The organism is Neoaquamicrobium microcysteis (assembly GCF_008180155.1).
Lineage (GTDB): Bacteria > Pseudomonadota > Alphaproteobacteria > Rhizobiales > Rhizobiaceae > Aerobium > Aerobium microcysteis.
This window is the reverse complement of the sequence record NZ_VSZS01000066.1, coordinates 25,397-42,394: the sequence shown is the minus strand read 5'-3', so window position 1 is coordinate 42,394 and position 16,998 is coordinate 25,397. Positions and strand designations below refer to the sequence as shown.

General features: G+C 64.5%; 16 protein-coding genes. 6 read left to right on the top strand and 10 right to left on the bottom strand.

The features are described from left to right. The first annotated feature begins 36 nt into the window (after window positions 1–36). Entirely contained in the window at window positions 37–1,353 is a 1,317-nt protein-coding gene (locus tag FY036_RS17315; protein WP_148916017.1) for a hemolysin family protein, read from the top strand. A 58-nt stretch (window positions 1,354–1,411) separates the two neighbouring features. Here FY036_RS17315 and FY036_RS17310 read toward each other — a convergent pair whose 3' ends face one another. After that, the gene (locus FY036_RS17310; protein ID WP_148916016.1) at window positions 1,412–2,011 is read right to left on the bottom strand and encodes an NADPH-dependent FMN reductase; all 600 of its coding nucleotides are present in this window, start codon (window positions 2,009–2,011) and stop codon (window positions 1,412–1,414) included. A gap of 88 nt (window positions 2,012–2,099) precedes the next feature. On the opposite strand from FY036_RS17310, the gene FY036_RS17305 reads away from it, so the two are divergent. Beyond that, on the top strand, window positions 2,100–2,465 hold the full coding sequence (locus FY036_RS17305) for a winged helix-turn-helix transcriptional regulator (RefSeq protein ID WP_235897703.1): 366 nt from the start codon (window positions 2,100–2,102) through the stop codon (window positions 2,463–2,465). Window positions 2,466–2,474: 9 nt separating this feature from the next. On the opposite strand, the gene FY036_RS17300 is transcribed toward FY036_RS17305, so the two are convergent. Next, complete coding sequence (locus FY036_RS17300) at window positions 2,475–2,867, bottom strand: acyl-CoA thioesterase (protein WP_148916014.1); 393 nt, start codon at window positions 2,865–2,867, stop codon at window positions 2,475–2,477. Window positions 2,868–3,016: 149 nt separating this feature from the next. Here FY036_RS17300 and FY036_RS17295 point away from each other — a divergent pair, with 149 nt between their 5' ends. After that, window positions 3,017–4,633: a GMC family oxidoreductase gene (locus tag FY036_RS17295; protein ID WP_148916013.1), complete on the top strand. Its 1,617-nt coding sequence runs from the start codon at window positions 3,017–3,019 to the stop codon at window positions 4,631–4,633. After that, window positions 4,630–5,847, top strand: a complete 1,218-nt coding sequence (locus FY036_RS17290; protein ID WP_148916012.1) for a mandelate racemase/muconate lactonizing enzyme family protein — start codon at window positions 4,630–4,632, stop codon at window positions 5,845–5,847. Before FY036_RS17295 ends, FY036_RS17290 begins: the two co-directional genes overlap by 4 nt. Window positions 5,848–5,922: 75 nt before the next feature. On the opposite strand, the gene FY036_RS17285 is transcribed toward FY036_RS17290, so the two are convergent. The 4 genes from FY036_RS17285 to FY036_RS17270 form a co-directional block, all read right to left on the bottom strand. Then, a complete protein-coding gene (locus FY036_RS17285) occupies window positions 5,923–6,834 on the bottom strand; it encodes an NAD-dependent epimerase/dehydratase family protein (RefSeq protein ID WP_148916011.1) in 912 nt (303 codons plus the stop codon). 2 nt (window positions 6,835–6,836) lie between these two features. Next, window positions 6,837–7,661 (bottom strand): glycosyltransferase, encoded by an 825-nt coding sequence (locus tag FY036_RS17280; protein WP_148916010.1) that lies wholly within the window; start codon window positions 7,659–7,661, stop codon window positions 6,837–6,839. Window positions 7,662–7,679: 18 nt separating this feature from the next. Beyond that, window positions 7,680–8,900, bottom strand: coding sequence for an NAD-dependent epimerase/dehydratase family protein (locus tag FY036_RS17275; protein ID WP_148916009.1), 1,221 nt, complete (start codon window positions 8,898–8,900; stop codon window positions 7,680–7,682). 89 nt (window positions 8,901–8,989) lie between these two features. Next, window positions 8,990–9,832 (bottom strand): EamA family transporter, encoded by an 843-nt coding sequence (locus FY036_RS17270; RefSeq protein WP_148916008.1) that lies wholly within the window; start codon window positions 9,830–9,832, stop codon window positions 8,990–8,992. Window positions 9,833–10,232: 400 nt separating this feature from the next. On the opposite strand from FY036_RS17270, the gene FY036_RS23820 reads away from it, so the two are divergent. Further along, window positions 10,233–10,397 (top strand): hypothetical protein, encoded by a 165-nt coding sequence (locus FY036_RS23820; protein ID WP_161601159.1) that lies wholly within the window; start codon window positions 10,233–10,235, stop codon window positions 10,395–10,397. Window positions 10,398–10,458: 61 nt separating this feature from the next. Here the strand turns inward: FY036_RS23820 and uvrB are convergent, their stop codons facing one another. From uvrB to FY036_RS17255, 3 genes are all read right to left on the bottom strand, one after another. Then, window positions 10,459–13,350, bottom strand: a complete 2,892-nt coding sequence (gene uvrB / locus FY036_RS17265) for an excinuclease ABC subunit UvrB (RefSeq protein WP_148916007.1) — start codon at window positions 13,348–13,350, stop codon at window positions 10,459–10,461. Between the two features lie 179 nt (window positions 13,351–13,529). Next, window positions 13,530–13,742, bottom strand: a complete 213-nt coding sequence (locus FY036_RS17260) for a cold-shock protein (RefSeq protein ID WP_148916006.1) — start codon at window positions 13,740–13,742, stop codon at window positions 13,530–13,532. Window positions 13,743–13,955: 213 nt separating this feature from the next. Continuing rightward, window positions 13,956–15,053, bottom strand: coding sequence for a DUF3137 domain-containing protein (locus FY036_RS17255; RefSeq protein ID WP_161601158.1), 1,098 nt, complete (start codon window positions 15,051–15,053; stop codon window positions 13,956–13,958). A gap of 214 nt (window positions 15,054–15,267) precedes the next feature. Here FY036_RS17255 and FY036_RS17250 point away from each other — a divergent pair, with 214 nt between their 5' ends. Then, the gene (locus tag FY036_RS17250; RefSeq protein WP_148916004.1) at window positions 15,268–16,080 is read left to right on the top strand and encodes a DUF2189 domain-containing protein; all 813 of its coding nucleotides are present in this window, start codon (window positions 15,268–15,270) and stop codon (window positions 16,078–16,080) included. Here the strand turns inward: FY036_RS17250 and FY036_RS17245 are convergent. Then, window positions 16,077–16,814, bottom strand: coding sequence for an NIPSNAP family protein (locus FY036_RS17245; RefSeq protein WP_148916003.1), 738 nt, complete (start codon window positions 16,812–16,814; stop codon window positions 16,077–16,079). The genes FY036_RS17250 and FY036_RS17245 overlap by 4 nt on opposite strands. Window positions 16,815–16,998: the final 184 nt, after the last annotated feature.

The following is a 16,998-nucleotide window of genomic DNA, read 5'->3' as shown; positions in this document are numbered from 1 at the left end:
GTCGCCTGACGCGATTGCCGATGCTATTGCGATGGCATGCTCACAATTGAAATTGCCGTCGTCGTTGTACTCATCTGCATCAACGGCCTTCTTGCCATGTCGGAACTCGCAGTGGTTTCGTCCCGGCCCTCACGCCTCAAGGCGATGGCCGACCGGGGCCAGTCGGGAGCCGCGACCGCAGCTAAGCTGGCCTCGAACCCGGGCCGCTTCCTGTCCACGGTACAGATCGGCATCACGCTTGTCGGCGTGTTGTCTGGCGCTTTTTCGGGCGCGACGCTGGGCCTGCGTCTGACGGCCTGGCTGACGGAGGCCGGGGTGTCGCCGGGCCTCGCTGGCACGCTTGGCGTCGGCTCAGTGGTCGCCATCATCACCTACGGTTCGCTGATCATCGGGGAGTTGGTGCCCAAGCAGATCGCGTTGCGCAACCCCGAGGCGGTCGCCTCGCGCGTTGCGCCGCTGATGCGCCTGCTCTCCATCGTCGGCGCGCCGCTGGTGTGGCTGCTCGACGTATCCGGCAAGTTCGTGCTGCGCCTGCTCGGCCAGGGCGAGGAAAGCGAAACGAAGGTCACGGACGAGGAAATTGCCAGCCTGATCGCGGAAGCGGAGAGCCACGGCGTGGTCGAGAGCGACGAGCGCAAGATGATTGCCGGCGTGATGCGGCTGGCCGACCGGAGCGTCCGTGCGATCATGACGCCGCGCACCGAGGTCGACTGGCTCGACAGCCTCGACAGCAAGGCCAACCTGCGCAGAAAGCTCATCGAAACCAGCCATTCGGTGGTGCCGGTGGCCGAAGGCAGCGTCGACAAGATGATCGGCGTCATCCGCACGCGCGACGCGCTGGCGATGCTTATCGGCAGGCGGACCTTCGACCTCGCCGCGCTGGTTCGTCCGGCGCCGATCGTCCACGACAACGCGGATGCGCTCGACGTGCTGACGACGCTCAAGGAAGCGGATATCCCGATCGCGCTCGTGCATGACGAGTACGGCGATTTCGAAGGCGTGGTGACGCCCGCCGACATCCTCGAAACGATCACCGGCGTATTCAAGTCCGATCTGGACGTCGGCGACGAGCCGGCAGCGGTTCAGCGCGAGGACGGGTCGTGGCTGCTGGCGGGCTACCTGCCGACGGACGAGATGGCCGATCTGCTGACGATCAGGCTGCCGGAGAAGCGGGACTACGAGACGCTTGCAGGCTTCGTGCTTTCCCACATGCACCACCTGCCCGAGACCGGCGAATATGTGGAGGCACATGGCTGGCGTTTCGAGGTCGTCGACCTCGACGGCCGCCGTATCGACAAGGTGCTTGCCTCGCGTGCGGTGAAGATTCACCGCGAGATGATGCCCAACCAATAAGAAAAAGGCACGACGCGGAGGGGAGGTCTGCTCCGCGTCGTGCCTTTCGAAATCAGGATCAGGCAGCCTTGGCGGTCGCCGTGTCGTTGTCGCGCGCGGTCTTGAGCGCTTTGACCCACCAGGAGAACTGCTTCAGCATGTCGCCGGCTGCCTGGTTGAGATGGGCGAAATCGGAAAGCTTCTTGTCGCCGGAAGCGACCTGCGCATAGTCGGCCCATACGATGTGGACGCCGTTGCGGATCGGGGACATCTGCAACTCGACGGAGATCAGGCGCAGCTGCTCTACCGCGCGTGCGCCGCCGACGCCGCCATAGCCGACGAACGCGACCGGCTTGTTGTTCCACTCGTTATAGGCGTAGTCGAGCGCGTTCTTGAGAACGCCGGTGGGGCTCCGATTGTACTCGGCAGCAGTGATGATGTAGCCGTCGAGGCTGGCGACCTTGTCCTGCCAAGCCTTGGCGCCGTCGGCCTGCGAGGGCGCCCATGCCGGGGAAGCCTGCTCGTCGAAGAACGGCAGCGGGAAGTCGCGCAGATCGATGATCTCGACGTCGAACTCACCGGTTGCCTTCGCAAGCTCTGCGACCCACTCCGCCGGCTTGTCGCCGAAGCGGCCCGGGCGCGTGGAACCGATGATTACCCCAATCTTTGGCTTTGCCATTGTGTTATCCTTTCGCGGGATTCTGGTATCCGTTAGATACTGGGGCTATATATGAAACTGGTATTGCGCCGCACAAGGAGGCACTTTGTTGACACTGAGTCACCGTGACGAAACCGCCTGCCAGGCCGTGAGTGACGTGCTGTCCCGGGTCGGCGACAAGTGGACGGTGCTGGTGGTCGAGCATCTGAGCGAGGGGCCGATGCGCTTCAACGAGTTGCGCCGGCTGATCGGTAACATCTCGCAGAAGATGCTGACGACGACGCTGCGCGGGCTGGAGCGCGACGGGCTGGTGACGCGGACCGTCTATCCCACCATCCCACCCCGTGTGGACTATGAACTGACCGAACTGGGCCGCGAACTGCGCGCGCCCGTGCACGCGCTGGCCGGCTGGGCGCGCACGAACATCCAGCGCATCAACGATGCACGCGCACGCTTCGACGGGGCACAGGGATAGGCCCTGAGTTCAGCCCTCTGCGGGGACCGGCTTGGGCTTGCCCTCGCCATCGAGCGCGACCATGACGAAATCCGCGTGCGTGACGCGCTCCATCAGGTCGGAGAGGTAGCGCTGGGCCCACGCCTCGACGCGCAGGGTCATGGAGGTGCGGCCGACCCTGGTGATGTCGATATAGACGCAAAGCGTGTCGCCCACCTTCATCGGCTTGGCGAAAGCCATCTCCTTCACCGCCGCCGTCACCACCCTGCCCCTGGCCCGCTCGGCAGCGCGGATGCCGCAGGCAAGGTCCATCTGCGCCATGACCCAACCGCCGAAGATGTCGCCGGCGGCATTGGCGTCGGCGGGCATCGCCAGCGTACGCAGCGTGAGTTCGCCGACAGGATTGACGTCGTTGCGGTTCATGGATGCTCCTCGTTCATGGCTGAACGCATGGGTAACCGCCGGTCGCATTTTTCACAAGCGGTGACGGAATGCGCCCGTGACGCACAAGCTCTTGAAAGGCTAAGCTGACTCAAAACACAAGGGGTTAGCGCGCTCGCCGCAATCGTTTCATGAAGCAGTTCGATTTCATCGTGATCGGCTCGGGGTCGGCGGGCTCGGTTGTTGCCGAGCGGCTTTCGGCCAGCGGCAGGCATACGGTGCTTGTGCTGGAAGCCGGCGGAAGCGACCGGCGCTTCTTCGTCCAGATGCCGCTGGGCTACGGCAAGACGTTCTTCGACCCGGCCGTGAACTGGAACTATCGCGCAGAGCCCGATCCGGGGCTGGCGGGCAATGCCGACCACTGGCCGCGCGGCAAGGTGCTGGGCGGGTCCAGCTCCATCAATGCCATGGTGTGGGTGCGCGGTCAGCGCGAGGATTTCGACGACTGGCGCGATGCGGGCAACCCCGGATGGGGCTATGACGACGTGCTTCCCCTCTTCAAGGCCATAGAGGACAACGAGGCCGGCGAGGATGCGTGGCGCGGGCGCGGCGGCCCGGTGCATGTGACCGAGTTGACGCGCTTCGTCCACCCACTGTGCAACCTCTACCTTCAGGCCGTGCAGCAGGCTGGGCTGCCGCTCAATCCCGATTTCAACGGCGAGCGGCAGGAAGGCGTCGGCGTCTACCAGATCACCACCCGCAACGGACGGCGCATGTCTGCGGCGCGCGCGTTCCTGCGCCCGGCGATGAAGCGCGCCAACGTGCATGTCGAGACGGGGGCGCTGGCGACGCGCATCCTTTTCGAGGGCAGGCGCGCGGTCGGCGTCGAATATCTGCAAGGCGGCCACAAACGTGAGGCGCGCGCGGGGCGAGAGGTCATCGTCTCGGGTGGCTCCATCAATTCGCCGCAGCTTCTTCAGCTTTCGGGCATCGGCCCTGCCGCGCTGCTGCGCGACAACGGGATTTCCGTGCTGGAAGCCAATGACAATGTAGGCGCGCACCTGCAGGACCATCAGGGCATCAACTACACATGGCGCGCGAAGTCGGCCACGCTGAACCAGCTTCTGAGGCCGTGGTGGGGCAAGATGCTGGTGGGCGCGCGCTATCTGCTGCTGCGCAACGGGCCGCTGTCGATGAGCATGAACCAGGGCGGTGGGTTCTTCCGCACCGACCCCGCTCTCGCCCGCCCCAACATGCAGCTTTATTTCCAGGCGTTCTCGACCGTGCTGCCGAAGCCCGGCGAGCGGCCGATCCTGTCACCCGACCCATGGCCGGGCTTTTCCATCGGCCTGTCGAACTGCCGCCCTACCAGCCGCGGCGCGATCACCATCCGTTCCACCGACCCGCAGGAGCACCCGAAGATCGTCGCCAACGCGTTTTCGACGGATCACGACGTTGCAGAGATGTTGGCGGCAGTGAAGTTCCTGCGCACGATAGCCGCGGCCCCGGCAATCGCTGAGGCGATCGACGAGGAAGTGCTGCCCGGCCCGTCCATCCGCAGTGACGAGGACCTGATCGAGGATTTCCGCAAGCGCTCGGGCACGGTCTACCATCCCGTCTCCACCTGCCGTATGGGGCCGGACGCTGCCACCGCGGTGGTCTCGCCGCGCCTGAAGGTGCATGGTCTGGAAGGGCTGCGCGTGATCGACGCCTCGGTCTTTCCGAACGTCGTGTCTGGCAACACCAACGCCGCCGCGATCATGACCGGCTGGAAAGGCGGCGAAATGGTGCTGGAGGACAACGCATGAAGATCACCGACGTCAAGACATGGGTTGTCGGCAACCCGCCCCCCGGCATCGGCGGCCGCTATTTCATCTTCGTGAAACTGACGACGGACGGCGGCGTGGTCGGCTACGGCGAGGCCTACAGCGCCACGTTCGGCCCCCATGTTACGGCAAAGATGATCGAGGATTGCGCGGAACGCTACCTTGTCGGGCGCGACCCGCACGATATCGAGACCTTCTTCCGCCGCGCCTATTCTTCCGGCTTCTCTCAACGCCCCGACATCTCGATGATGGGCTGCGTTTCGGCGCTGGAGATGGCGTGCTGGGACATCATCGGCAAGGAAGCCGGAAAGCCGGTCTACATGCTTTTGGGCGGGCGCGTGCACGAGACGCTGCGATCCTATACCTACCTTTATCCGCACGAGGGCAGCGTGGTGCCGTCGGAAGCCGACAACCCCGACCGCAACGTCTACAACGACCCGGAACTGGCAGCCGAATGCGCGGCGGAATATGTCCGGCAGGGCTTCGACGCGGTCAAGCTCGATCCCGCAGGGCCGTACACCGCCTTCGACGGTCACCAGCCGCGGCTGGTCGACATAGACACGTCCGCGCGCATGGTGAAGGCCATCCGCGATGCCGTAGGCACCAGGGCGGATATCCTGTTCGGCACGCACGGCCAGTTCACGGCGTCGGGCGCGCTGCGCATGGCGCGCGCGATAGAGCCTTACGATCCGCTGTGGTTCGAGGAGCCGGTGCCCCCCGACATGCCGGAAGTGATGGCACAGGTGGCGCGCGGCACGTCGATCCCCATCGCCACCGGCGAGCGGCTGACCACCAAGTGGGAGTTCGCGCGCGTCATCGAGAACCGCGCCGCGACCATCCTCCAGCCTGATCTGGGACGCTCAGGCGGCATTCTGGAGACGAAGAAGATCGCGGCGATGGCGGAGGCGTTCCACATCCAGATCGCGCCGCACTGCTATTGCGGCCCGATTGTGGGCGCGGCCAACATCCAGCTTGCGGTAACGCTGCCGAACTTCCTCATTCTGGAATCGCTGAAACAGTGGGACGGCTTCCACGCCACCCTGCTGAAGAAGAAGATCGAATGGCAGGACGGGCACGTCATACCCTCGGCCGAGCCGGGGCTGGGCGTCGAACTGGACGAGGCCGTGTGCGAGGCGCACCCCTATCATGGATCGCATCTGCATCTCGACATGGCGCCGAAAGCGCTGGTTCCATAATCGAGCAAAATCAGTCGCTTGCGCGAAAGATGCGATTCAACATCGCAGTTTGTTGAATCACCATGTGAACGTTCGTCAGGTCACGACCTTGAGCCGCTCCGCCAGCCCGCGCACGGTCTCGCGCATCAGTTTCGCCCCGCCCGGCCGCCAGCCAAGCGCTGCAATCTTGTCGGTCTGCATCCGGTTGAAGCGGGAGGCATCCGCCAGCGGCGGAAGCGGCAGGGAAGCGCCGGTTGCCTGCTGTGCCGCGGCCAGCACGTCGCTTCGATCGACCATCAGGTCCGAGACGTTGAAGACCTCGCCGCTGACCTCGTCCCTGGGCGCGTCCAGCATGAGAGCCACCGCCCTGCCGACATCCTTCCCATGAACCTCGCTGCCGACGCGCGGCTCGATCGGCTTGCCGGCGAGCCAGTCGCGGATCAGCAGGGTCCATTTGTCGTCCGGCCGGCCGGGTCCCGCAGGACCGTATACGCCGGTGACACGAAGAGAAGCGGTGACGAACGCCGCGTTGGAGAGCGCATGAAGGCGCCGTTCCACCGTCAGTTTGACGTCGCCATAGAGCGTATCGGGGTGCGGCGACGTCTCCTCGGAAAGCAGCGATCCGGGCGGCTGTGTTCCGTAAACGGCGCGCGACGAGATGAAGACCGCGCGCTTGATGCCCGCTGCCTTCGCCTGCTGAAACAGGGCGATGGAGCCATCCACGTTGCGTGCCCGGAAACCCGCAGGATCGTCGCCCTCGCCGCCCCGGTAGCGGCCGGGAACATGGTCGAACGCGGCGTGCACGAAATGCTCCACGCCGGCAAAGCTTGCAGTCTGGTCGCGCGCGGCGTCGAGCGTTCCTTCCACGAAACGCACCGGAGCGATGAACAGCTCCGCCGCCGGCTGGCTGCGCCCCATCACGACGACGTCGTGGCCGCCTTCGATCAACGCATTGACAATGAACCGCCCCACATAACCCGCACCGCCGGAAACCAGCGTGGTCGGCATCGCTACTCCTTCACTGCACTGGGCTTCGGGTTGGGCAGTCGGTCGACATCCGGTGCTTCGCCGGCGAGATAGGCTTTCCAGAGATCGATGAGGGGGGCGAGCATCGCAGACTTAGGATGGTCGGCCTCCCACGGCTTCTCGTACTGATAGTGCACGACGTGCACCGACTTCCAGTCCCACAGCTCGGGCAGGTTGAACCACACATACTGGAGCATGTTGTAGAACACCGGCATGCCGTGCCAGTGCGGGAAGAAGCTTTGCAGGAACGTCTGGTCGGTGCGCGGCCAGTAGGCGTCGGGCGCGTCTAGGCGGGAGAGCATGGCGTCGAATGTCACGGGCGAAGGTTTGGCGACGAAAACGCCGGAATTGAGACGGTGAAAGTCGGCTAGGCCTTCGTAGACGTTCGGCGCGGCGCTGAATTCGGGGTAGAGGAACAGCCGGTCGATGTTGCGCACCACGACGGCGTCGGCGTCGATGAAGACGACGCGCTCGTATTCCTCCAACTCCCACAGCCTGAGCTTGGCGAAATTATCGAGCGGGGTGTGGAAACCCGGCTTTCGGCCCTTGGTGAAAGGGTTGCCCGCATGAATGCGGGCGCGCTGGTGCCTTTCGTTGAAGGCGTCGGAGGTCGGCAGCAGGTCGGCGCGGTAAAGCCGCGCGCCGAGAGCCGCCAGGGGCCGTAGCGCGGCTTCGTCCACGCCACCGGTGTGCATCACGACAAGGTCGGCGTCCGTGCCCGTCAACCTGAGCGACCGCATAAGCGCGGTCGCCCCGAGCGCGTAGTCCGCATTGGTGACGAGAGTGGCGTAGGCGTAGCGGGGTATCATGCAAATAAGGGCCGCGCCCTAGCTCACACTCTTCAGCCGCTTGCCTTCCGGGTCGCGCTCGATCACCGGCGCGATATCCTTCGTCCAGGCGGATACGGCCGGGATGCGGCTGCGGTCGACGCGGTAGGCGTATTTCTTTGCCACGTCGATGACTTCTTCCAGCAACCCCTCCTCCAGCGTGATCGGCTTGAGACCAAGCTCGAGGAACTGCTCGTTGTGTACCACCAGATCGTTCTCCGCCGCCTCCTTGCGGGGGTTGGGCAGCCAGGCAATGCGCGCGCCGGTGAGGCGCGAGATCATCTCGGCCAGATCGCGAACGCGATGGGTCTCGGTCATCTGGTTGAATATCTTCACGCGGTCGCCGCGTGTCGGGGGGTTCTGCAGCGCAAGCTCGATACAGCGCACCGAGTCCTGGACGTGGATGAAGGCGCGCGTCTGCCCGCCGCTGCCATGGACCGTCAGCGGATAGTCGATCGCGGCCTGGATCAGAAAGCGGTTGAGCACCGTGCCGTAGTCGCCGTCATAGTCGAAGCGGTTGATGAGCTGGACGTGGCGGCGGGTCTGCGCGGTATGGGTACCCCACACGATGCCCTGATGCAGGTCGGTGATGCGCAGGCTGTCGTTCTTCGCGTAGAACTGGAACAGAAGCTGATCCAGGCACTTGGTCATATGGTAGATCGAGCCGGGATTGGCGGGATAGAGGATGTCCTGCTTGACCGTCTCGCCCGCCATCGTATCGACACCGACCGGCAGGTAGCCCTCGGGAATCGCTGCGCCGACCGTCGAGTAGCCGTAGACGCCCATGGTGCCGAGATGCACCAGATGCGCGTCGAGCCCGGTTTCAACCAGCGCGTTGAGCAGGTTGTGCGTCGCGTTGACGTTGTTGTTGACCGTGTAGTTCTTGTGCCGGTCGCTTTTCATCGAATAGGGCGCGGCGCGCTGCTCGGCGAAGTGGACGATGGCGTCCGGCCTCTCTGCCGCCAGCCAGCCCTTGAGGATTTCGTAATCGCGGGCAAGGTCGATCAGGTGGAAGTGGATGCGCCGCCCGGTCTCCTGATACCAGATGCGCGTGCGCTCCTGTATCGAGTCCATCGGGGTGAGCGACTGCACGCCCAGTTCGGTGTCTATCCACCGGCGCGACAGGTTGTCGAGAATGTGGACGTCGTGGCCAGCATCCGAAAGGTGAAGGCAGGTCGGCCAGCCGATGAAACCGTCGCCACCGAGAACCGCGATCTTCATGAATGGAATCCCCTCAGTCGTGGAACACGATTGCTAGCAACGCATCATGACGAGAATGTATCCGTCGCGCATGAGCGTTTTTGGAGTAGCTAGCCGAGCCGGAGCGCAACCACGCCCCCGACGATCAGCAGCGCAGCAGCGACGCGCCAGCGCGTCATCGTCTCGCCCAGCATGACGACGGACAGCACCATCGCAAACAGGATCGAGCTTTCGCGCAGCGCGGCGACCGCCGCGATCGGGGCCTTGGTCATCGCCCAGATGACGATGCCGTAGCCGAGTGCGCTGAGCAGTCCGGCGAAGAGGCAAATCTTCCATTCCGGGAGCATGATGCGGATCGTCTTGGTGCCGCGGATCATGAAGCATGAGGCGATGGCGGCGATGCCCTCCAGCACGAAGAGCCAGACGATATAGCTGATGGCGGTAGACGCCGAGCGTGCGCCCGACCCGTCGGCGAGGGTGTACCCCGCGATGAAGACCGAGGTGAGCAGCGCGTAGACGACCGGCCGCCCGCCGAACCCTTGCAGCGACCCGCCGCGCAGCGACATGACGAATGTGCCCGCGCAAAGCAGCAGGATGCCGCCGACCGCAATCGCGCCCGGTACCTCGCCGATCAGGACGAGTCCGCCGACGGTCGTCAGCAGCGGCGCCGTCCCGCGTGCGAGCGGATAGGCCTGCCCGAGATCGCCCGTCTCGTAGGCGCGCGCGAGAAAATAGTTGTAGCCGATATGCAGGACGACGGAGATCGCGATCCACATCCAGGTGATGCCGGACGGCACGTCAACGAACGGCAGCGCCGGCAGCACCGCCACGCCCATGCCGAAACTCATCAGCGACACCGCGGCGAAGCGATCGAGCCTCACTTTGAGCAGGGCGTTCCATGTCGCGTGCATGGCCGCGGCCAGGAGGACGGCGGCGAAGACGGTCGCGGTCACGGACGCCTCGCTCGCAGCGGGCCCTCAGAAGCAGTTTGATTTGTGCGGAGCATCGAAACGCCGGAAGATGGAGTGCAGTCGCGGATTAGCACGCTGGCGCACCCGAAATCAAAGCCGGCAAAGATGAATGAACTGGTCCAGCGGGCATTGGGGAACCGACTTGAGCTCCACTGCCGTGCGGCAAATGCGTCACACCCGCCTTTCGACCGCAGAATCGGCGAATCTCGCCTTGATGCGGCCGAAAATCGGCATACACTGAAAAAATTAATGGCGGAACGGGCATGCAAAGCGCAGCGAAGGCTGCGATTGGGAGAGGAACGCCAGGATGCCTTCGGCTGTAACGATTATGAAAGGCGGGCGCGCGACAGGCAATGTCCTTTCGCAGCAGGAGCTCGCGACCATGCAACCCATCATCGAGGCTGTGTGCCGGGAACTGGGCGTTACCTCGCGCGAAAAAGCGCGGCGCGATGCCGTAGCCGAGCGTGTCGTCGCGGCCTATCGCGGCGGTAGCAGGCTGCCGCTGAACATGGTCAGCGCCGGCCTTTCGGAATACAGCAACGCCTGATGCGTCCCCTGCCCTAAGGCACTACGCCCGCAAACGCAGGGCGTTCTCCAGCGAACTTGTCTCAGCGGCCCGGCCTGCCGGTCTTTCTTGACCTGCGCGTCTCCTTGCGCGCATCAGCCGGATCTTCATAAGACCCAATACCGGCACGCTCTCGCCGGACGGGCTTGGCCTCCTCCTCGGATGTACGCGAGAGATCGGGCTTGGCCGGCACGTGCCCCCGCACCGGCTTCTCGGTCCGGCCGACGGTCATCTCGTCCAGCGTGTTCTTCCTGAAAAGGCTGCTGCCAGCCGGCGTCGAATGATCGCCGGAGGTGCCCATCTCGTCGAGGTCCGGCTTGCGGAACAGGCCGCCATCGTCACCGACGGTGCGGTGTCGTGCCTTGCCCTTGTTGTGCTGGCCCTTGCGCCGTCCCGAATCCGGGCTCTCCATCTCGACCTCGCGTGCCAGCGGATCGTCTGCGATGGCAAGCTCGGTCTCACGCAAGCGCTTGACCTCGTCTCGCAGCCGCGCCGCGCGCTCGAAGTCGAGATCGGCCGCTGCGTCGCGCATCTCTTTTTCCAGATGCTCCAGATGCGCCTTGAGGTTGTTGCCGACGAGTTGGCCGCTCTTGGTGACACCGGAGATGTCCGGGCGCACGTGGTCGCGCTCGTAGACCGAATTGAGGATGTCGCCGATGTTCTTCTTCACGCTCTCGGGCGTGATACCATGCTCCTCGTTATAGGCGAGCTGCTTCTCGCGGCGGCGGTTGGTCTCCGCCATCGCACGCTCCATCGAGCCCGTTATGTTGTCGGCGTAGAGAATGACCTTGCCGTCGACGTTGCGCGCTGCGCGCCCGATGGTCTGGATCAGCGATGTCTCGGAACGCAGAAAACCTTCCTTGTCGGCATCGAGGATCGCCACGAAGCCGCATTCGGGAATGTCGAGGCCCTCGCGCAGCAGGTTGATGCCGACGAGCACGTCGAACGCGCCGAGCCGCAAATCGCGCAGGATTTCAATACGCTCCAGCGTGTCGATGTCGGAGTGCATGTAGCGGACGCGCACGCCCTGCTCGTGCAGATACTCCGTCAGTTCCTCGGCCATGCGCTTGGTGAGCACGGTGCAGAGTGTGCGATAACCCTTGGCGATGGTTTCGCGGATTTCGCCCAGCACGTCGTCCACCTGCGAACGGGCGGGCCTCACCTCCACCGGCGGGTCGATCAGGCCGGTGGGGCGGATGACCTGCTCGGCGAAGACGCCGCCCGACTGTTCCATCTCCCAACCGCCAGGCGTCGCCGACACCGCGACGGTAAGCGGGCGCATCGCGTCCCACTCCTCGAAGCGCAATGGCCGGTTGTCCATGCACGACGGCAGGCGGAAGCCGTATTCGGCCAGCGTCGCCTTGCGCCTGAAGTCGCCGCGATACATGCCGCCGATCTGCGGCACCGTTACGTGGCTTTCGTCGATGAAGACGATGGCGTTGTCGGGCACATATTCGAACAGCGTCGGCGGCGGCTCGCCTGGTGCACGGCCGGTCAGGTAGCGCGAATAGTTCTCGATGCCGGCACAGGATCCGGTCGCCTCCAGCATCTCAAGATCGAAGCGCGTGCGCTGCTCCAGCCGCTGCGCCTCCAGCAGCCGCCCGGCCTGCTCCAGTTCGACGAGGCGGAACTTGAGCTCTTCCTTGATCGACTTGATCGCCTGGTTGAGCGTCGGCCGCGGCGTCACGTAGTGCGAGTTCGCGTAGATCTTGACGCTCTTGAGGTCGCCGGTCTTGTGCCCGGTCAGCGGATCGAACTCGGTGATCGCCTCGATCTCGTCGCCGAACAGCGTGATGCGCCATGCCCGATCGTCAAGGTGCGCGGGGAACAGTTCGAGCGTGTCGCCGCGCACGCGGAACGAGCCGCGCGTGAAGTTGATGTCCTGCCGCTTGTACTGCTGCGCCACAAGATCGGCCAGAAGCTGGCGCTGGTCGAGCCTGTCGCCCACTTCCATCTGGAAGGTCATGGCCGTGTAGGTCTCGACCGAGCCGATACCGTAGATGCACGACACCGAGGCGACGATGATGACATCGTCGCGCTCCAGCAGCGAGCGCGTCGCCGAGTGGCGCATGCGGTCGATCTGCTCGTTGATGGACGATTCCTTCTCGATATAGGTGTCCGAGCGCGGTACGTAGGCCTCGGGCTGGTAGTAGTCGTAGTAGGAGACGAAATACTCGACCGCGTTGTTGGGGAAGAAGCTCTTGAACTCGCCGTAGAGCTGGGCCGCCAGCGTCTTGTTGGGCGCGAGGATGAGCGCCGGGCGCTGCGTTTCCTCGATCACCTTGGCCATCGTGAACGTCTTGCCGGAGCCGGTGACGCCCAGCAGCACCTGGGTTCGATCGAGCTCCTTCACGCCGCTGACGAGATCGGCGATGGCCGTCGGCTGGTCGCCGGATGGCTTGAACGGCGTCTCCATGCGCAGCTCGATGCCGCCTTCCGACTTGTCGGGGCGGGCGGGACGGTGGGGAACCCACGCCTCCTTGCGCAGATTGGGATCGCCCGTCTCGATCAGCCGCGACAGTGCTGCGACCGTGGCGGTCACACCCGACGAGGAAAGCTTCTCCACATCCTCAAGCGCGATGTCGAGACCGGCGACCGGGTTTAGGCCCGCGGCCGCGCGCTCCTTCGGCGAGGCTGCCCCGCCCATCGACGTGCCGCGCGCCGAGCGCGTGGGCGCGGACGAACGCTCGGGTATCTTCCGGGCAGGTTTCGGTGCCCCCTTGTCGGCCTCCTGCGCGATCTGCTCGGCCCAATCGGAAACGGAACCTGTCAGCGGAGCCCCCTGAAACTCTGTTTGCGCCGTCTCGCCGAAACCGTCTCGATGGAGCGGTTCGGAAGCGTCGAGATAGTCCGTCAGCGGACTCTTGCGCGAACGGGCGCCGAACGCGTCGTCATTCGCGCGCGAAGCGGTCTTCTTGTCGGGAGCTTTGGCCATGGCCGGAATATGGGCAGAGTCAGGACGAATGGAAAGAGGCGTCGCGGAACTGGCTGCAGGCCACCACCGGCTGCTGACAGGAGGGTGTCAGCATACACGGCAATAAAAGAAAAGCGGCGCGATGGCTCGCGCCGCTTTCTCAATCGCAAGCGCGCCGGTGGAACCGGCGCAAGCCGCAATCAGGCTGCGGAAAGGTTGACCGCCTTCGGGCCTTTGCCCATGCGGTCGGGCTCCACGTCGAACGAGACCTTCTGGCCGTCGACGAGGGTGCGCAGGCCAGAGGCCTCGACTGCGGAAATGTGGACGAACACATCCTTCGCGCCGTCATCCGGCGTGATGAAGCCGAAGCCCTTGGTTGCATTGAAGAATTTTACGGTGCCGGTCTGGGCCATGGGGGGAAAACTCCTGTTCCCTTTGGTAAGCTGCGTCTGCGCGACATGCGCAGGATCGCGGATCGTCGAGAGTTCACAATGTCGGGGAAAGGTCGTCCTTAACGGTCCAGTCTCCGGGTCAGCAAATGCCCGAACACTGCACTCATCGCACGAAACCGATACAAACACAAGGATTTGTTGGTCCAGCCATGCTCGACACTTCGGGGGGACCGATCAGTTCTTGTTATCTACCGGCGGCACGTCGTCGAGAAGCCGCACGAAACCTTCCTCGGCAGCTGCCGCCGGCTCTTCAGTTAGCGCCGCCGCCTGGACCTCGTCGGGATCAGGCACCGGCAGCGGGCCGCGCTGCACCTCCTCCACGATGGCCAGAAGCGAGGCGAAGTCGCGAACCATCGGAGCCAGATGCGCGCCATAGTCGAGCGGCCTTTCCAGCGGTGGCAGTTCGAAGAAGTCCTTCGTGCTGGGCAGCAGGACGAAAAGTTCGGCGCGCCGCACGGCCAGTCGCGGCCTGTCGCTGCGCCATGTCTGGTTCACCCAGGCCAGAACTTCGCCGGTGCGGCCCTTCAGCAGCGCCCTCGCCTCGTCCGGCCTGTCGGTGATAAACTCGTAGGTGTTGTCGAGACGACTGCGGCTCAGCACCGTCTCCAGCCGCTGGCCGCCGAAAAGCCCGCTCAAAGAGCGCATCAGCGCGTCTACCGACTGCTTGAAGCCGGAGGGCGGACGGCGCACCGCAACGAGCGTGCCCGGCATTTCCTCCGCCGTGCCGCACCCCAGGACCAGGCCCTTGAACGCCACGGTCGAACTGTTCTTGCTGTTGTAGACCAGCGTCGTCTCGTAAATCTCGAACCTTTTGTCCCCCAGCCTGCCGGTGATGATGTCGCCGAAGGTCTTCTTGTTGAAGCTCCCCTTCACGGCATCCGGCATGCGCGAGAAGCTGCGCGGCTCGTATCCCTGCGAGTAGCGCAGGTTCTCCACGAAGCCGAACAGCACCGGCAGCATGTGATTGCGAAACTGCTGCTGCGTGTCGACACCCGGCCGACGCGCATGGTTCGCCACGCCTACGCCGCCCGCTATCGCGCCGATGCCGCCACCCACGAGCAGGAACATCGCCAGCTTCTCCGGCAGCGACCCGAAGTTGGCAAGGAGAAGCACAAAGGCCGCGAAGCAGCCGAGCGCGTAAAGCCCAAGCAACATCGGCATCCGACGGTCGATTTCGCGTCGGGCATGCGCACGTCTTGTATTGTAGTTTGCGATATCCTTCTCGATCGCCGCTACCGTCGCGGCGTCCGGCATGTAGTCGTCGGCATTCATCGCGAAAGCCCCCGCTGGACGGCCAAAGATACTATCGCCACGCGCCGCAAGCCAACGAAATCGCAGCATCGCCAGCGACGCGGCGCGACGATCGTGCTATGTCTGGGGCTCAACGGGTTGTGGGTCGAAACGGCCACCGTCCCGGGCGGGTGTGAGTGGCAGAGGTGGCCGGGTATCGAAACCCACAATCGCGCAAGCGGTTGGAGGAACGGTCATGGCGAACTTTCACGTCTACGCGGGAGCACAGGGCTCTACGGCCTACCCGGCGGTACGCACCATCGATATCGGCGATCTGTACGATTGCCTGCGCGCCGGGCGCGAGGACTTCATGGCGAAGCCCTCGCACATCATGTTCATCATCGTCATGTATCCGCTGATCGGCGTCGTGCTGGCCGCATGGACATCGGGCGGCAACGCCCTGCCGATGCTGTTCCCGCTGGCCTCCGGGTTCGCCCTGATTGGACCCTTCGCAGCGATCGGCCTTTACGAGATCAGCCGCAGGCGCGAACTGGGCATGGAAACCTCATGGCGGCATGCGCTGGAACTGCGCCGCTCGCCCGCCCTGCCCTCCATCGCGGCCGTCGGCCTCATGCTTTTCGCGATCTTCATTGCGTGGCTGCTGGTGGCTCAGGCTCTCTACGTCTCACTGATGGGGTCGCAGCCGCCCGCATCGATCCCGGCTTTCCTGTCGCAACTGTTCGGGACTGCCGGCGGCTGGTCGCTCATCATCGTCGGCAACACGATCGGCTTCGTCTTCGCGGTGATCGTACTGTCCACGACGGTGGTCGCCTTCCCGCTGCTGATCGACCGCGATGTCGGCGCATGGTCGGCCATCCACACCTCGGCGCGGGTCTTCATGGCCAATCCCCTGCAAATTCTCTGCTGGGGGCTGATCGTGGCGATCCTGCTGTTTCTGGGCAGCCTGCCGCTCTTTGCGGGGCTTGTGGTGGTGATCCCCATTCTCGGCCACGCCACGTGGCATCTTTATCGCAAGACAGTTGCCGAAGAGGTGTTGCCGAAGATCTAGCGCAACAGCGACCGGGCAGTCGGCGCAAGGCGCAGACGGACGGGTTCGGTGCGACCGGCGAGTTCACGCGAAAGGGCAGCGCCCACCCGCGACTGCTCAGGGTGCAGCAGCGGGCTTCCCGCCTTCAGCTGTGCGAGCCAGACGAAGACGGAAGCATCTTCCCGCACGGGCAGGCGCGGATAGGTGTTGCGTGCAGGCTCGGTGACGAAGCTGGCCACGACATCCCCGCCGGCTTCGTTCAACGCCGGCTCCATCTCGGAAGCGAACCATTGGGCGAAGGCGTCCAGTTCCTCGGGCGCAACCGGGCAGATCACAGCCTCGAAAACGGAGCCCGGCAGTTCAGACGCACCGGAAGGACGATCCCCGCGGTCCAACAGCGCGATGGGGGCCGGAGCCGATGGGCGCAGAAGCAGCACGTCGTCGGAATCGATCATCGTCGCGTTGGCTGCATCGCGGTGCCGCCGCCAGACCGGGCCGTCGTAGAATGCCGCGAGCGCCTCGGCCCTGCGGTCCATGTCGGCGAACCCGCGCAGCCAGACGAAATGGTCGGGCCGGTCGAGGTCCCGAAACTGGCCGAGAACCGACATGCCGCACGCTTCCTGCGTTTCGACGAACTCCTTGTCGAACAGCGCCACGAGGGTTTCCCTCGCGCCGGGATGGAGCGTGTACTGGCGCAGTTCCACGACAGCGGTATCGACCGGCAGGAGGGCGGGGACGGTGTGGACCTGGAGCATCGAAATTCCTCGGGTGGGTGTATTCCCGCCTTCTAGCAGGCGGCGGCGCCAGCCTAGTGTCAGGAGGATTCGCAGGGACGTTCGGCGGCGCTACCCACAGCTGCCGGCGGTTAAGGTTAAGAACAGGCTAACGTTGCGGGCGCGTGGGCCGGTGCGGTAATTCTCTTCCACTCATCCTTGCAAC

Excerpts from the sequence above, each read along its gene's own strand:
- FY036_RS17245 (WP_148916003.1), bottom strand. The coding sequence starts at position 16,814 with ATGCTCCAGGTCCACACCGTCCCCGCCCTCCTGCCGGTCGATACCGCT.
- FY036_RS17275 (WP_148916009.1), bottom strand. The coding sequence starts at position 8,900 with ATGAAGATCGCGGTTCTCGGTGGCGACGGTTTCATCGGCTGGCCGACC.
- FY036_RS17315 (WP_148916017.1), top strand. The coding sequence starts at position 37 with ATGCTCACAATTGAAATTGCCGTCGTCGTTGTACTCATCTGCATCAAC.
- FY036_RS23820 (WP_161601159.1), top strand. The coding sequence starts at position 10,233 with ATGCAACCCATCATCGAGGCTGTGTGCCGGGAACTGGGCGTTACCTCG.
- FY036_RS17295 (WP_148916013.1), top strand. The coding sequence starts at position 3,017 with ATGAAGCAGTTCGATTTCATCGTGATCGGCTCGGGGTCGGCGGGCTCG.
- FY036_RS17300 (WP_148916014.1), bottom strand. The coding sequence starts at position 2,867 with ATGAACCGCAACGACGTCAATCCTGTCGGCGAACTCACGCTGCGTACG.
- FY036_RS17250 (WP_148916004.1), top strand. The coding sequence starts at position 15,268 with ATGGCGAACTTTCACGTCTACGCGGGAGCACAGGGCTCTACGGCCTAC.
- FY036_RS17290 (WP_148916012.1), top strand. The coding sequence starts at position 4,630 with ATGAAGATCACCGACGTCAAGACATGGGTTGTCGGCAACCCGCCCCCC.
- FY036_RS17260 (WP_148916006.1), bottom strand. The coding sequence starts at position 13,742 with ATGGCCCAGACCGGCACCGTAAAATTCTTCAATGCAACCAAGGGCTTC.
- FY036_RS17255 (WP_161601158.1), bottom strand. The coding sequence starts at position 15,053 with ATGAATGCCGACGACTACATGCCGGACGCCGCGACGGTAGCGGCGATC.
- uvrB (WP_148916007.1), bottom strand. The coding sequence starts at position 13,350 with ATGGCCAAAGCTCCCGACAAGAAGACCGCTTCGCGCGCGAATGACGAC.
- FY036_RS17310 (WP_148916016.1), bottom strand. The coding sequence starts at position 2,011 with ATGGCAAAGCCAAAGATTGGGGTAATCATCGGTTCCACGCGCCCGGGC.
- FY036_RS17285 (WP_148916011.1), bottom strand. The coding sequence starts at position 6,834 with ATGCCGACCACGCTGGTTTCCGGCGGTGCGGGTTATGTGGGGCGGTTC.
- FY036_RS17280 (WP_148916010.1), bottom strand. The coding sequence starts at position 7,661 with ATGATACCCCGCTACGCCTACGCCACTCTCGTCACCAATGCGGACTAC.